This is a genomic window from Curtobacterium sp. Curtsp22, from assembly GCF_059492135.1.
Genome location: NZ_CP168519.1, coordinates 1,938,932 through 1,952,325 on the forward strand (window position 1 = coordinate 1,938,932; position 13,394 = coordinate 1,952,325).

Here is a 13,394-nt window from a genome sequence, read left to right on the forward strand (position 1 = left end):
GGGACTACCCCCTCGCCTTCAGCGCCTGCTTCGAACGCTTGGCGGCCTGCTTGCGGTTCTTCGTCGCCCGGCGCTGGACCGCGGCGATGCCGGCACGCTGCTTGACGCGTGCGCGGTGCTGCGGGTCGCGTTCGAGCGACTCCTCGGCGGCCTTCGCGCGGGCCTTCCGCCCCTTGCGTCCGGGCTGGCTCTGCTCGGCGGCGCCCGGGCCGTCGCCACCACGGGCCCCGAACGGCAGCAGCGCGGTGAAGGCCGACGACGCGGGCGGCTCGGCGAGGTGCCCGGCGGGGTTGTTGCGGATCGCGATGCCGACGACGATCGCCGCGACACCCGCTGCAGCGGTCACGCCCATCGCCACGAGCGGGGTGGGGTCGCGGTGCCAGCGCTGCTTGGTCTTCGCGATCGCCAGGCGGGTGCGCGCCGGGATGTCCGCACGACGACGGATCTCGGTCACGGTGTCCGTGATGCCCTCACGTGTGCGGACGTTCGCGAGTTCGAGCTCGGGGAGACTGTCCTTGGCCATTCCCCATTTCGTACACGCTCGGGCCGGGGTCGTGTCCAGCCCCGGGCGTGTCCCGCGCACGGTGGACGCGGCCGGCGGCGTGCGGTGGGCGCGACCGGACGGCGGCCTGGAGGCGCGGGTCGGGCCCGCACCGCGCCTCCAGTCCGTGCCGCCGGAGCGACCGACCCGTGGCCGGACCGCCGGGCGTCAGGACGGGACGACGACGTCCTCGGGCAGGCCGGACGCCGCGGAGCGGCCCGCCGCCTCCATCAACGCGAGGCTCCGCAGGTTGTCGCGACCGCTCGTCGCCGGCGCGGGACCACCGGACACTGAGCGCGCGAACGCCTGCAGCCCGCCCTGCCGGTCGGTGTGCGCCATCGTCGGCAGCTCGACCGCCTCGGCCTCGTCGTCCTGCGTCCGGCGGACCGTCACGCGGTCCCCGGCCACCGCGTTCGGCTCCCCCGAGCGGCTCGTGAACCACAGTTCGCCGTCCTCGCCCTGGATGCTCCACTCGCCCGCCCAGGCCGTCCGGGGGCCGCGCGAGAGCCAGCTGCCGCGGTAGCTGACCACGAGGCCGTCGTCGAGCTCGATGATCATCGAGGCGACGGCTTCGTCCTGGTACTTGCTGTACGACGGGTACGACGACTTCGCGAACACGCGGACGGCCTCGCGACCGGTGATCATCCGGAGGAGGTCGAAGTGGTGGATCGCCATGTCGTTGATCATCGCGTGCGGGAACCGGTAGTGCGGGTGCTCCTCGAACGCGAGGTCGTTGTCCCACTGCCGGAAGTCGACGTTGATCGCCGAGAGCTCGCCGACGGTGCTCGCGGCGAGCAGGTCCTGCACGACCCGGGGCGCCGGGTACCAGCGGTAGTTCTGGCTGACCTGCAGCACGAGCCCGAGCTCCTCGGCTCGACGGACTGCGGTGACGGCCTCGTCCGTGGTGTTGGCGAAGGGCTTCTCGACGAGGACGTGCTTGCCGGCCTCGAGCGCCTCGAGGGCGAGCGGCACGTGCGTCACGGCGGGGGCGGTGATCACGACGGCATCGGCTTCGACCCCGGCGAGCGCCTCGGTGAGGGACGCGAACGCCGCCGACTCCGGCAGGCCGAGGTCCGACCGCACGGCGTCCAGTGTCGCCGGGACCGGGTCGACGATCCCGACCACCTCCACTTCGGTGACCTCCGGGATGGCGGTGCGGGCCCAGTTGCCGCCCCACCCTCCGAGACCGACGTGGATGATCCGGACCGTCATGCGTGCACTCCTTCGTGGCTGACGCCCCACGACTCCCGCGGCGCGTGCGTCCAGTCTGTCAGGGCACGGGTCAGTGCGTGAACGCGTACGCGATGAGTGCCATCGTCACGATGAACCCGGCGAGGTAGTTGATCCAGAGGAACCGCTTCCACCCGGCGTTCGCGGACTCGGCGCCCGCGTCGGTGACGTTCCACCACGGCAGCACGTTGAGGGCGTACGGCACGACGACGATCGCGGCGATCGGACCAGGGAACGCCGAGAACAGCAGTGCGACACCGGCGACGAGGTACGCCACGAACGCCAGGCGCACGGTGGCGCGGGCACCGATGACGGTCGCCACGGAGCCGATCCCACCGGCCCGGTCGGCGAGGACGTCCTGCACGGCACCGAACGCGTGCGACGCCACGCCCCACAGGAAGAACGCCACGCACACGGCGACGAGCTGCCCGGTCCAGTGCGGGCCGGCGAGCGCCAGGCCGTAGATCGCCGGCGACACGAAGTGGGTGCTCGACGTGAGCGAGTCGAGGAACGGCTTCTCCTTGAAGCGCAGCCCCGGTGCCGAGTAGGCGATGACGGCGAACACGCTGATCGCGAGGACGAGCCACGACCACGGCCCGTTGCCGGACACCGCGCCGAGCACGACGAGCGCGACCAGGAACGGCACGTTCGTGACGACGACGGCCCACAGCGTGGTGCGGTGCACGCTCTTGTCGAGCAGGGCACCCTCGACCCCGCCCTTGCGCGGGTTCCGCAGGTCGGACTCGTAGTCGAAGACGTCGTTGATGCCGTACATCGCCAGGTTGTAGGGCACGAGGAAGTACACGACGCCGACGAGGAACGCGACGAGCGAGAACCCGCCGCCGCCCTCGACGCCGACCCCGCTGCCGAGCAGGTACGCGGCGCCGAACGGGTAGGCGGTGTTCACCCAGCTGATCGGCCGGGACGACACGAACAGGGCGCGCAGGGTCGACGGCCTGGAGGCGGTGCTCGCGTTCATCGGGTCGGTTCCTCTTCGTGGGATGGCCGGGTGGGTCGGTCGAACAGGACCCACAGGCTGGGGAGCAGCACGATCGCGGCGATCGAGTACGCGAGGTCCTCGACCGGGATCGCCCCGATCTTCGCACCACTGATGAGCGCCGGGTCGTACGCCACGATCCGCAGCGTCACGATGACGTTGTCGAACACGATCGTCATGACGAGCAGCGCGATGCCGGCGACGAGCCCGGTCACGAGGGCGATGCGTCGGCCGGTCGGTGCGCGGCGGCCCCGGGCACGAGCACGTCGTGCGGCGACGATCCCGGCGGCGACGGCGACCACCGCGACCGCGGCGAAGAACGGCAGTGCGAGCAGGGCGTACGCGCCGGAGCCGGTCACGATCGGCTCCGCTCGTCCCGCCGCAGGCCCCGCGCGACGAGGGGCTGCACGAAGCCGACCAGGTTCATGGTCGTGTAGCAGAGCAGCAGGAGGAAGAAGAGCTCCTCGAGCGGGACGTCCGGCGCGAGGAGGACCCCCGTCAGCAGGGTCTGCGGCCCGATGAAGAAGATGCCGAGGGCGACCCCGAGCACGTCCCACAGCATGAAGAACGCGACGCCGACGACCATCACGGCCGCCGCCCGCCACGGCGCCCGCCAGAAGAACAGGTGCAGCCGGGCGTCGAGGACGGTCATGCCGACGAGCGACACCAGCAGCCCGGCGAGGTAGAGCCCGGGCATCAGTCAGTGGCGCCGGGCCGCCGGAGCGGTGCCGGGAGCGGTTCGGTGCTGGTGTCCCCGTGGATGCGCTTGAGGAGCACCTCGGCGCTGATCAGGCACATCGGCAACCCGATGCCCGGGATCGTCGAGGCACCGGCGTAGTAGAGCCCGTCGACCTTGGCCGAGGCGTTCTTCTCGCGGAAGAACGCGCTCTGCTTCAGGGTGTGCGCCGGCCCGAGCATCGAGCCGCTCCAGGCGTTGTAGTCGTCGGCGAAGTCCCGGGGACCGATCGTCCGGCGGACCCGGATCCGGTCGCGGAGGTCCGGCACCCCGGCACGCTCCGCGACGACGTCGATGGCGCGGTCGGCGATCCGCTCGACCTCGTAGTCCCCGGCACCGTCGATGCCGCCCTTGCCGATCGACAGGTCGGCGGGCAGCGGCACGAGGATGAACAGGTTGCTCGATCCCCGCGGGGCGACCGAGGCGTCGGTCTCCGACGGAGCGCAGACGTAGATCGACGCCGGGTCGGGGACGTGCCGGTCGGCGCCGAAGATCGCACCGAAGTTCGCCTTCCAGTCCTCGGTGAACACCAGCGTGTGGTGCAGCAGCCCCGGCACGGGCCCGTCGACGCCGAGGTAGACGAGCACGGCGCTCGGCCCCGGGTCGCGCTTCGCCCAGTGTGCTGCGGGGTACGTGCGGTGCTCCGCGTCGAGCAGCTGCAGCTCGGTGTGCCGGAGGTCGGCGGCGCTCACCACGAGGTCGGCGGGCGCCGTGTGCTGCGCACCCGCGCGGTCGCGGTGGACGACACCGGTGACGTGGCCGTCCTCGACGACGATCCGCTCGACCTTGGCGCCGGCGATGATCTTCGCGCCCTCACGGCGGGCGACGCGTTCGACGGCGGAGATGACCTCGGTGATGCCGCCCTTCGGGTAGAGCACCCCGTCGGCGAGGTCGAGGTGGCTCATGAGGTGGTACATGCTCGGCGCCGCGTACGGGCTCGTGCCGAGGAAGACCGCCGGGTAGCCGAGGACCTGCCACAGGCGGCGGTCCTTGACCGCGGACTCGGCGAAGGTGGAGAGCGGCTCGATGAGGAGGCGCGCGAGCTTCGGCAGCCGTCGGAGGACGTCCGGGGCCGCGAGCTTCGTGAGGTCCTGGAAGGTCGTGTAGAGGAACCGGCGGATCGCCATCGCGTAGGTGTCCTCGGACGAGGCCAGGTACTTCCGCATCCGCCGGCCGGCGCCCGGTTCGACGGACTCGAACAGGGCGATGTTCGCTTCCCTGTCGGCCCGGAGGTCGATCGGGTCGTCGTGTCCCTCGCTGTACACGCGGTACCCGGGGTCGAGCTTCTCGAGGTCGAGTTCGGCGTCCGCCGAGGTGCCGAGCAGCTGGAAGAAGTGGTCGAACACCTCGGGCATGAGGTACCAGGACGGACCGGTGTCGAACCGGAAGCCGTCCTGCTCCCACGACCCGGCGCGGCCGCCGAGCTGCCCGCGCTGCTCGAGCACGGTCACCGCGAAGCCGTCCCGCGCGAGCAGCGCGGCGGACGCGAGTCCGCTGATGCCGCCGCCGATGACGACGGCGCGTCGGGCGGGCACCTTCCGCTTGGAGACGGGGGCCTGCTGACCGGAGGCGCGGGGCGGGGTCACGCCGTGCCTCCCGTCCGGTGGTGGGTCGCGCGCGACCGCAGCGGCGCACGTCCGGCGAGCACCTGCGCGGCGAGGCGCGCCTTCACCGGGTTCGGCACGCGCACCCGGGTGGTGACCAGACGGTCGGCCGGCGTGGCGGCGATGCGGTCGTTGAGCTCCTGGAAGAGCGCGTGCGCGAGACCGACGGCGTTCCGCGCGTCGGCCGGCAGCAGCCGGACGGTGCGGGCGGCCAGGTCGAGGTCCGACTGGACGTCGGCGACCAGTCGTTCCTTCGTCGCCTCGTCGAAGCTGCGGATGTCGACCCCCGGGAAGTAGGAGCGGCCCAGCACCTCGAAGTCGGCGTGCAGGTCGCGCAGGAAGTTCACCTTCTGGAACGCGGCACCGAGCGCCCGGGCGCCGTCGACGAGCACGGTGCCGTCGAACGTCGGCCGACCGGCGCGGTGGACGAACGCGCGCAGGCACATCAGGCCCACGACCTCGGCCGAACCGTAGACGTAGCGGTCGAAGGACTCCTGGTCGTGCTCGGTCCGCTCGAGGTCCATCCGCATCGAGGCGAAGAACGGCCGCGTGAGCTCCGGGCCGAACCCGGTGACGCGGGCGGTCCGGGCGAACGCGTGCACCACCGGGTTGACGGAGAAGCCGAGCGCGATCGCCCGCTCGGTGTCGGCCTCGAGCTCGTCGAGGACGGTCCGGGCGAGGTCCTGGTCGAGTCCGGCCTCGGTCGCGGGTCCGTCGACGACCTCGTCGGCGACCCGGACGAGGGCGTACACGTTGCGGATGTGCTCGCGCGTGTCCTTCGTGAGCAGCCGGCTCGCGAGCCCGAAGGACGTCGAGTACCGGTCGATGACGACGCCCGAGGCGGCCTCGGCCGTGGCGTCGTACAGCGGGAGCCGGGTCGAGGGACGCGGCTCCGTTCGGCTGTGGCTCACCGGGCGCGCTCCACGAGTTCGGTCACGAGGGTCTCCAGGCGGTCGGCGAGGTCGTACGGCAGTCCGGCGAGCTCGGCACGGGCGAGAGCGGTGTGCTCGGCGATCCGCGCTTCGGCGGCGGCTCGAGCACCGCAGGTGACCAGGGTCGCACGGAGTTCGGCCGCGCGCTCCTCGCTGAGGTCCGGGTCGCCCAGGTACGGCGCGATGTCCGGCCAGCAATCGGTGGTCGCGGCGTGGGCGATCAGCATGGTGCGCTTGCCCTCGCGCAGGTCCCCGAGCACGGTCTTGCCCGTCGTGCCCTCGTCCCCGAAGACCCCCAGCAGGTCGTCGACGATCTGGTAGGCGATCCCGATCTCGCGACCGAAGGCGCCGAGCGCCTCGACGATCGGTTCGGCAGCACCGGCCAGGACCGCGCCGGACTGCAGCGGCGCCTCGAACGAGTAGACGCTCGTCTTCGCACGCTCCATCTGCAGGACCTCGTCCACGGTCGGCATCACGCCGAGCGCGAGGTCGACGTCGGTCATCTCGCCGGCAGCGCTGGCGAACACGGCCTCGTCGAGGAGCTCGAGCAGGCGTGCCCGGCGGTCGCCCGTCACGCCGGCGGACTCGATGAACCGGGGCGCTCCGGCGAGGGCGAGGTCACCCGCGATGACCGCGGCGCTCATGCCGCGGTGCTCCGCGGTGGGCAGCGGCAGACCGCCCGTCGTCCCGGTGTCGCGGAAGGACCCGGCGACGTTCGGCTGCCCGCGGCGCGACCAGTCGCGGTCGATGACGTCGTCGTGCACGACGAGCGCGGTGTGCAGCAGCTCGTACGCTGCGCCGACGTGCGCTGCCGCGTGCAGGTCGGTGCCGCCGAGACCCGTGTACGCGGTGAGGACCATGCGCGGGCGGAACCGCTTCCCGCCCATGCTCGCCTTGCGGAGCACTCGCCAGAGTTCCCCCGATGGTCGTCCGTACCGCTCGGCGCGAGCCGACGACACGGCGAAGAAGCGCTCGAGGCAGTCGTCGACGAGCGCGAGGTCGATGTGCGCCACGGTGGCCGCTTCCTCGCTCATTGGCCTAACCTATCGATGCAGATGACGACTTTCCCTGAATCCGTGGTGCTCCTGGCCGATGACCGTACCCCGATCGGCACGGCGGACAAGTTCACGGTGCACACCGACCACACGCCCCTCCACCTGGCCTTCTCGTGCCACGTGCGGAACACCGACGGCGACGTCCTGGTGACCCGTCGCGCGCTGTCCAAGAAGACGTGGCCCGGGGTGTGGACGAACACCTTCTGCGGCCACCCCGGACCGGACGAGTCGTTCGAGGACGCGATCGCCCGACGGGCCGCGCGTGAACTCGGCATCACCGTCCGTGACGTCGAGCTCGTGCTGCCCGACTTCCGGTACCGCGCGGTGGACGCCTCCGGGATCGTCGAGAACGAGGTCTGCCCGGTCTTCCGCGCGGTCACGGACGACGTGCCGGCTCCGGCCGACGACGAGGTCGCCGAGTACGCCTGGGTCTCCGAGGCCGCGTTGCGGGAGTCGGTCGCCGGTGCCCCGTTCGCGTGGAGCCCGTGGCTCGGGTGGCAGCTCACCGAGCTCGCGACGGCCGGTCTGCACATCACCCGCTGACCCCCACCGCGGGCCGCCGAGGCAGCGGTGTGTGAGCGTTCGTTCACTTGGCTCCGCCGACCCGACGGAGTAGGGTCGAGCGTCGGTCACGGGTGTGGCCACGAGGCTGCGCACCGCGGCCGACGGACCAGCAGAAGGGCAGGTGAGGCGCGATGTCGGGTGACCATCCTCGATCGGGCCGGCCGCCCCTGACGGTCGTCGCCGAGCCCGTTCGCTGAGCAACCCCTCCCCCGGAACACTCCGGGGTCACTTCGCGCCTGCCTGCTCCCGAGAGGAGCACGCACATGGCACTGATCGACAACGCGATCTACGTCGAGGGACGTCGCGTCGGGTCGCCGTCGACCCTGTCGCTCGCCACCGGGGGCGACCTCGCCTGGATCGGGCTCTTCCGCCCCGACGACACCGAGCTCGAGGCCGTCGCGACCGAGTTCGACCTGCACGAGAACGCGGTCGAGGACGCCCGCAAGGGACACCAGCGCGCGAAGCTCGAGCGGTACGGCGACACGCTCTTCCTCGTGCTCCGGCCCGCGTGGTTCGACACCACGGCCGAGACCGTCGAGTTCGGCGAGGTGCACCTGTTCGTCGGCGACCGGTTCGTGGTGAGCGTCCGGCACGCCGAGCGTCCCGACCTGGCGGCGCTCCGTGCCCGGGTCGAGGCCGACCCGGAGTTCCTCGCCCGGGGCTCCGAAGCCGTCACCGCCGCCGTGCTCGACGAGGTCGTCGACGGCTACGCCCCCGTGGTCGAGATCCTGCAGGACCACGTCGACGCCATCGAGGACCAGCTGTTCGCCGGGCAGGTCGACCCCGGCGTCTCGAAGCGGATCTACCAGCTCCTCAGCGAGGTCCTGGCCTTCCAGCGCGCCACGAAGCCGGTGCCCGCGATGGTGAAGGGGCTGCTCCGCGGCGCCGACAAGTACGGCGTCGACGACGAGGTCCAGCACCGCCTGCGGAACGTGCTCGACCACGCACTGCGGGTCACCGAGCGGGTGGACTCGTTCCGGGCCCTGCTCGAGAACGCCCTGACGCTGCACGCGACCCTGGTGTCGCAGGAGCAGAACGAGGCGATGCGCCGCATGACGAGCGCCAGCCTCGCGCAGGGCGAGGAGAGCCGCCAGCTCGCACGCGCCGCACACCGGCAGGGCGAGGAGGTCAAGAAGATCTCCTCGTGGGCCGCGATCCTCTTCGCCCCGGGACTCATCGCGGGGGTCTACGGGATGAACTTCGACCACATGCCCGAGCTCCACTGGCGGTACGGCTACCCGGTCGCGATCCTCGGGATGCTCGCCCTGATGGGCGTGCTCTGGGCGATCTTCCGCAAGCGCAACTGGCTCTAGGCACGTCCTGTACCCGGCCAGGCAGCGACGGCTCAGCTGGCGTGGACGCTCGAGGCGTGCATAATGATCTGGCTCGGAATGTGAACGTGCACATGGGCGTGCCACGGCCCCGGGCAGGAAACGAGTAGCAATGGCGTCGACGCGGGCACAGCAACCGCGGTCGCCCAGCATCCGCGACGTCGCGCGGGTTGCCGGTGTGTCCCACCAGACGGTGTCTCGGGTGCTCAACAACTCGGACGCGATCCGGGCCGAGACCCGCGACCGTGTCCTCGCGGCGATGGAGCAGCTGCAGTACCGGCCGAACCGTGCCGCACGGGCACTGGTCACCAGCCGGACGCGGACGATCGGTGTGCTCACCGCGCAGCGCTCGCACTACGGGCCGGCCGTGACGATGCAGGCGATCGAGGACGCCGCGGTCAGCCGCGGGTACTCCGTGACGACGGCGAACATCGCCGAGCCGACCGACACCGCCGTCCGCGACGGCCTCGGGCACCTGCTCGACCAGGACGTCGAGGGGATCGTGGTCATCGCGCCGCAGCAGCGGGTGTTCGACCTCATCGAGGAGCTCGGGATCCGGACGCCGTACGTCACGATGCGCTCGAGCGTCGGCGAGGACCCGACCGCACTCTGGGTCGACCAGATGGAGGGCGCCCGGCTCGCGACGGCGCACCTGCTCGACCTCGGGCACGAGTACGTCCGGCACATCGCCGGACCCCAGGACTGGATCGAGGCGGACGCCCGGATGCAGGGCTTCCTGCGCGAGATGTCCGACCGCGACATGCCCGTCGTCCCGCCGATCCTGGGCGACTGGTCCGCCGACTTCGGGTACCACGCCGGCCGGGAGCTCCTGCGCTGGCGGGACTGCACCGCGATCTTCTGCTCGAACGACGCGATGGCGCTCGGGGTGGTGCACGCCGCGCGCTCGTACGGCCTCGACGTGCCCGGGGACCTGTCGGTGGTCGGCTACGACGACATCCCCGAGGCGAAGCACTTCTGGCCGCCGCTCACGACCGTGCAGGTGGACTTCGCCGAACTCGGCCGACGGTGCGTGGACCTGCTCCTGCCCGGCGACGACGACGCCGTCCTGCGGCCGATCGACATCGTGCCCCAGCTCGTGGTGCGCGGTTCCACGGGCGCCCCGCGCAAGCGCTGAGCGCAGCGCCGCCCGGCCGCGCGGGGTGGGCGCGCCCGTGCGCGGACGGGAGGCGCGGGGCGGCGCCGCCCCGCGCCTCCAGGCCGTCATCGACCCACCCGGGTACCCCAACGCGGGGGACGTGCGGTGCCCGGTTCCGCCAGATCACGCGGCCCGTTACACAAACGCGACCAAACCGAATTGACAGGCGCGCCGATCGCGTGCGTAGTATTACCTCCGTTCCGCCGATGTGAACGGTCACATGACCGTCACGACGCGGATCTCCGGACGCGACAACGAAGTCCACACAGACCTCCTGTGCCTTCGCTGCCGCTCGCAGAACCACCCGAAGGACTGCCGCATCGCAGCGGCAGAAGGAGATGCACCGTGGCGTCAACCCCGATCGACACCGGCCTCGAGACCCGGTCGATCACCGCACCCGAGACGATCCTCGAGATGCGCTCGATCACCAAGGAGTTCCCTGGTGTCAAGGCGCTGTCCGACGTCTCGCTCAGCGTCCGTGCCGGCGAGATCCACGCGATCTGCGGCGAGAACGGCGCCGGCAAGTCGACCCTCATGAAGGTCCTGTCCGGCGTCTACCCGTACGGCACCTACGACGGCGAGATCGTCTTCGAGGGCGAAGAGGTCCGGTTCAAGGACATCAAGCAGTCCGAGCAGTCCGGCATCGTGATCATCCACCAGGAGCTCGCGCTGATCCCGGAGCTCTCGATCACCGAGAACCTGTTCCTCGGCAACGAGCCGGGCAAGTTCGGCGTCATCGACTGGACGAGCGCCCAGCTCCGTGCACAGGACCTGCTCGCCCGCGTCGGCCTCGCCGACGACCCGGACACGCAGATCAAGAACATCGGCGTCGGCAAGCAGCAGCTCGTCGAGATCGCCAAGGCCCTGCACAAGGACGTCAAGCTCCTCATCCTCGACGAGCCGACCGCGGCGCTCAACGAGAACGACTCGCAGCACCTCCTCGACCTCATCGTCGGGCTGAAGGCCAAGGGCATCTCGAGCATCATCATCAGCCACAAGCTGAACGAGATCGAGCAGATCGCCGACGAGATCACGATCATCCGCGACGGCAAGACCATCGAGACGCTGAACGTCAAGGGCGACGGCGTCAACGAGGACCGCATCATCCGCGGCATGGTCGGCCGGTCGCTCGAGAGCCGCTTCCCGGACCGCACCCCGAAGATCGGTGAGACGTTCTTCGAGGTCCGCGACTGGACCGTCCAGCACCCGCTCGACTCCTCGCGCCTGGTCTGCAAGGGCTCGAACTTCCACGTGAAGCGCGGCGAGATCGTCGGCTTCGCGGGTCTGATGGGCGCCGGCCGCACCGAGCTCGCGATGAGCATCTTCGGCCGCTCCTACGGCACCTGGCTCGGCGGCCAGATCATCAAGGACGGCGAGGAGATCAAGGTCACCAACGTCCAGCAGGCGATCGAGCACGGCATCGGCTACGTCTCCGAGGACCGCAAGGCGCTCGGCCTCAACCTGCTCGACACCGTCAAGCGGTCGACCGTCGCCGCCGACCTCCAGAAGATCTCGAAGGCCGGCGTCGTGGACTCCCTCGAGGAGTACAACGTCGCCGAGAAGTACCGGAAGCTGCTCCGCACGAAGGTGCCGACCGTCGAGGAGAACGTCGGCAAGCTCTCCGGCGGCAACCAGCAGAAGGTCGTCCTGTCGAAGTGGATGTTCACCGACCCGGACATCCTCATCCTCGACGAACCGACTCGCGGCATCGACGTGGGCGCCAAGTTCGAGATCTACGGCATCATCCAGCAGCTCGCAGCCGCGGGGAAGGGCATCATCCTCATCTCCTCCGAGCTCCCCGAACTCCTCGGCCTCTCCGACCGGATCTACACGATCTTCGAGGGCCAGATCACGGCCGACATCCCCTCGGAACAGGCCGATCCAGAAACGCTCATGCGCAGCATGACCTCCGCGCGGAAGGGCGCTCTCGTCTCATGAAGAACCTGAAACTGCTGTTCGGCAAGGGCAACAGCATCGGCCAGTACGGCATGATCATCGCGTTGATCGCGATCGTGATCTTCTTCTCGATCACGACCAAGGGCCTGATCCTCGAGCCGACGAACGTCATCAACCTGTTCCTGCAGTACTCCTACATCCTCATCCTCGCGCTGGGGATGGTGATGGTGATCATCGCCGGCCACATCGACCTGTCGGTCGGTTCGGTCGCGGCGTTCGTCGGCATCATCGTCGCGCAGTCGATGTCCGTGTGGCACTGGCCGGCGTGGGCCGCGATCATCCTCGGCCTGGCCGTCGGTGCCCTCGTCGGTGCCTGGCAGGGCTTCTGGGTGGCGTTCGTCCGGGTCCCCGCGTTCATCGTGACGCTCGCCGGTCAGCTCATCTTCCGCGGTGCGAACCAGATCATCGGTCAGTCGACCTCGGTGCCGACCCCGGACTCGTACAACGCCATCGGCGCCGGCTACCTCGGTGACTTCGGCCCGGACTTCGGGTACTCCAACGGCACGCTGCTCATCGGTCTGGCCACGATCATCGCCCTGATCGTCATCGAGGCCCGCGGCCGCTCCCGCCGCAAGAAGATGCAGGCCGAGGTCCCGCCGCTGTGGGTGTCGATCGTCCGCACGGGCGTCCTCGTCGCCGTCACGCTCGTCGCGACCTACCTGTTCGGCGCCGGCCCCGTCGGTACGTCGATCCCGATCGTCGCGATCATCCTCGGTGTCCTCACGATCATCTACGGCTTCATCACGAAGAACACGATCTTCGGTCGCCAGGTCTACGCGGTCGGTGGCAACGCGAGCGCCGCGGTGCTCTCCGGTGTCAGCGCCCGCAAGGTCAACTTCTTCGTCATGGCGAACATGTCCGTGCTCGCCGCGGTCGCCGGCATGGTGTTCGTCGGCTACTCGAACGCCTCGGGTCCGGCTGACGGCACCGGCTGGGAGCTCGACGCGATCGCCGCCGTGTTCGTCGGTGGCGCCGCGGTCGCGGGTGGCATCGGCACGATCTCCGGGTCGATCATCGGTGGCCTCGTGATGGCGCTCCTGTCCAACGGCCTCCAGCTCATGGGCATCGAGTCGAACAAGGTGCAGATCATCCGTGGTCTCGTCCTCCTCGTCGCGGTCGCCTTCGACGTCTACTCGAAGTCCCAGGGCCGCCCGTCGCTCATCGGCGGCATGATGCGGCAGTTCCAGAAGAAGGACACCGAGCAGAACACGGTGGCGGCCCAGCAACCGCAGTCCATCCAGGACCAGCCGGAGAAGGTCAACACCCAGTAAAGACGTGGCGCCCCGGGCGAC

At 70.3% G+C, this 13,394-nt stretch carries 13 protein-coding genes; 5 read left to right on the forward strand and 8 right to left on the reverse strand.

What is annotated here, in order from left to right:
- Positions 1-4: 4 nt before the first annotated feature.
- The 8 genes from ACEN8D_RS09190 to ACEN8D_RS09225 all read right to left on the reverse strand — a co-directional run bounded on the left by ACEN8D_RS09190 (position 5) and on the right by ACEN8D_RS09225 (position 7,074).
- Positions 5-523 carry a hypothetical protein gene (locus tag ACEN8D_RS09190; protein ID WP_070417102.1) on the reverse strand — a complete coding sequence of 173 codons (519 nt, stop codon included), beginning with the start codon at positions 521-523 and terminating at the stop codon, positions 5-7.
- 186 nt (positions 524-709) lie between these two features.
- Positions 710-1,753 carry a Gfo/Idh/MocA family protein gene (locus ACEN8D_RS09195; RefSeq protein ID WP_070417103.1) on the reverse strand — a complete coding sequence of 348 codons (1,044 nt, stop codon included), beginning with the start codon at positions 1,751-1,753 and terminating at the stop codon, positions 710-712.
- Between the two features lie 70 nt (positions 1,754-1,823).
- Positions 1,824-2,750: a prenyltransferase gene (locus ACEN8D_RS09200; protein WP_070417104.1), complete on the reverse strand. Its 927-nt coding sequence runs from the start codon at positions 2,748-2,750 to the stop codon at positions 1,824-1,826.
- Positions 2,747-3,127, reverse strand: a complete 381-nt coding sequence (locus tag ACEN8D_RS09205) for a lycopene cyclase domain-containing protein (protein ID WP_336698061.1) — start codon at positions 3,125-3,127, stop codon at positions 2,747-2,749. The genes ACEN8D_RS09200 and ACEN8D_RS09205 overlap by 4 nt, the downstream gene beginning before the upstream one ends.
- Positions 3,124-3,465: a lycopene cyclase domain-containing protein gene (locus ACEN8D_RS09210; RefSeq protein ID WP_413399588.1), complete on the reverse strand. Its 342-nt coding sequence runs from the start codon at positions 3,463-3,465 to the stop codon at positions 3,124-3,126. Before ACEN8D_RS09210 ends, ACEN8D_RS09205 begins: the two co-directional genes overlap by 4 nt.
- Positions 3,465-5,090 (reverse strand): phytoene desaturase family protein, encoded by a 1,626-nt coding sequence (gene crtI, locus ACEN8D_RS09215; RefSeq protein WP_413399587.1) that lies wholly within the window; start codon positions 5,088-5,090, stop codon positions 3,465-3,467. Before crtI ends, ACEN8D_RS09210 begins: the two co-directional genes overlap by 1 nt.
- Positions 5,087-6,019: a phytoene/squalene synthase family protein gene (locus ACEN8D_RS09220; RefSeq protein ID WP_413461512.1), complete on the reverse strand. Its 933-nt coding sequence runs from the start codon at positions 6,017-6,019 to the stop codon at positions 5,087-5,089. The genes crtI and ACEN8D_RS09220 overlap by 4 nt, the downstream gene beginning before the upstream one ends.
- Positions 6,016-7,074: a polyprenyl synthetase family protein gene (locus tag ACEN8D_RS09225; protein ID WP_413399654.1), complete on the reverse strand. Its 1,059-nt coding sequence runs from the start codon at positions 7,072-7,074 to the stop codon at positions 6,016-6,018. The genes ACEN8D_RS09220 and ACEN8D_RS09225 overlap by 4 nt, the downstream gene beginning before the upstream one ends.
- 21 nt (positions 7,075-7,095) lie before the next feature.
- Between ACEN8D_RS09225 and idi the strand changes: the two genes are divergently transcribed.
- The 5 genes from idi to mmsB all read left to right on the forward strand — a co-directional run bounded on the left by idi (position 7,096) and on the right by mmsB (position 13,373).
- The gene (gene idi / locus ACEN8D_RS09230; protein WP_413399653.1) at positions 7,096-7,638 is read left to right on the forward strand and encodes an isopentenyl-diphosphate Delta-isomerase; all 543 of its coding nucleotides are present in this window, start codon (positions 7,096-7,098) and stop codon (positions 7,636-7,638) included.
- A 284-nt stretch (positions 7,639-7,922) separates the two neighbouring features.
- The gene (locus tag ACEN8D_RS09235; protein WP_070417110.1) at positions 7,923-8,972 is read left to right on the forward strand and encodes a magnesium and cobalt transport protein CorA; all 1,050 of its coding nucleotides are present in this window, start codon (positions 7,923-7,925) and stop codon (positions 8,970-8,972) included.
- A gap of 130 nt (positions 8,973-9,102) precedes the next feature.
- Positions 9,103-10,125 carry a LacI family DNA-binding transcriptional regulator gene (locus ACEN8D_RS09240; protein WP_070417111.1) on the forward strand — a complete coding sequence of 341 codons (1,023 nt, stop codon included), beginning with the start codon at positions 9,103-9,105 and terminating at the stop codon, positions 10,123-10,125.
- A 435-nt stretch (positions 10,126-10,560) separates the two neighbouring features.
- Positions 10,561-12,084: a multiple monosaccharide ABC transporter ATP-binding protein gene (gene mmsA, locus ACEN8D_RS09245; protein ID WP_413399641.1), complete on the forward strand. Its 1,524-nt coding sequence runs from the start codon at positions 10,561-10,563 to the stop codon at positions 12,082-12,084.
- Positions 12,081-13,373, forward strand: a complete 1,293-nt coding sequence (gene mmsB / locus ACEN8D_RS09250) for a multiple monosaccharide ABC transporter permease (protein WP_309888430.1) — start codon at positions 12,081-12,083, stop codon at positions 13,371-13,373. Before mmsA ends, mmsB begins: the two co-directional genes overlap by 4 nt.
- Positions 13,374-13,394: the final 21 nt, after the last annotated feature.

Coding starts and splice junctions, on each gene's coding strand:
- ACEN8D_RS09190 (WP_070417102.1), bottom strand. CDS start 523: ATGGCCAAGGACAGTCTCCCCGAGCTCGAACTCGCGAACGTCCGCACA.
- ACEN8D_RS09235 (WP_070417110.1), top strand. CDS start 7,923: ATGGCACTGATCGACAACGCGATCTACGTCGAGGGACGTCGCGTCGGG.
- ACEN8D_RS09195 (WP_070417103.1), bottom strand. CDS start 1,753: ATGACGGTCCGGATCATCCACGTCGGTCTCGGAGGGTGGGGCGGCAAC.
- mmsA (WP_413399641.1), top strand. CDS start 10,561: ATGCGCTCGATCACCAAGGAGTTCCCTGGTGTCAAGGCGCTGTCCGAC.
- ACEN8D_RS09210 (WP_413399588.1), bottom strand. CDS start 3,465: ATGCCCGGGCTCTACCTCGCCGGGCTGCTGGTGTCGCTCGTCGGCATG.
- ACEN8D_RS09240 (WP_070417111.1), top strand. CDS start 9,103: ATGGCGTCGACGCGGGCACAGCAACCGCGGTCGCCCAGCATCCGCGAC.
- ACEN8D_RS09225 (WP_413399654.1), bottom strand. CDS start 7,074: ATGAGCGAGGAAGCGGCCACCGTGGCGCACATCGACCTCGCGCTCGTC.
- mmsB (WP_309888430.1), top strand. CDS start 12,081: ATGAAGAACCTGAAACTGCTGTTCGGCAAGGGCAACAGCATCGGCCAG.
- idi (WP_413399653.1), top strand. CDS start 7,096: ATGACGACTTTCCCTGAATCCGTGGTGCTCCTGGCCGATGACCGTACC.
- ACEN8D_RS09200 (WP_070417104.1), bottom strand. CDS start 2,750: ATGAACGCGAGCACCGCCTCCAGGCCGTCGACCCTGCGCGCCCTGTTC.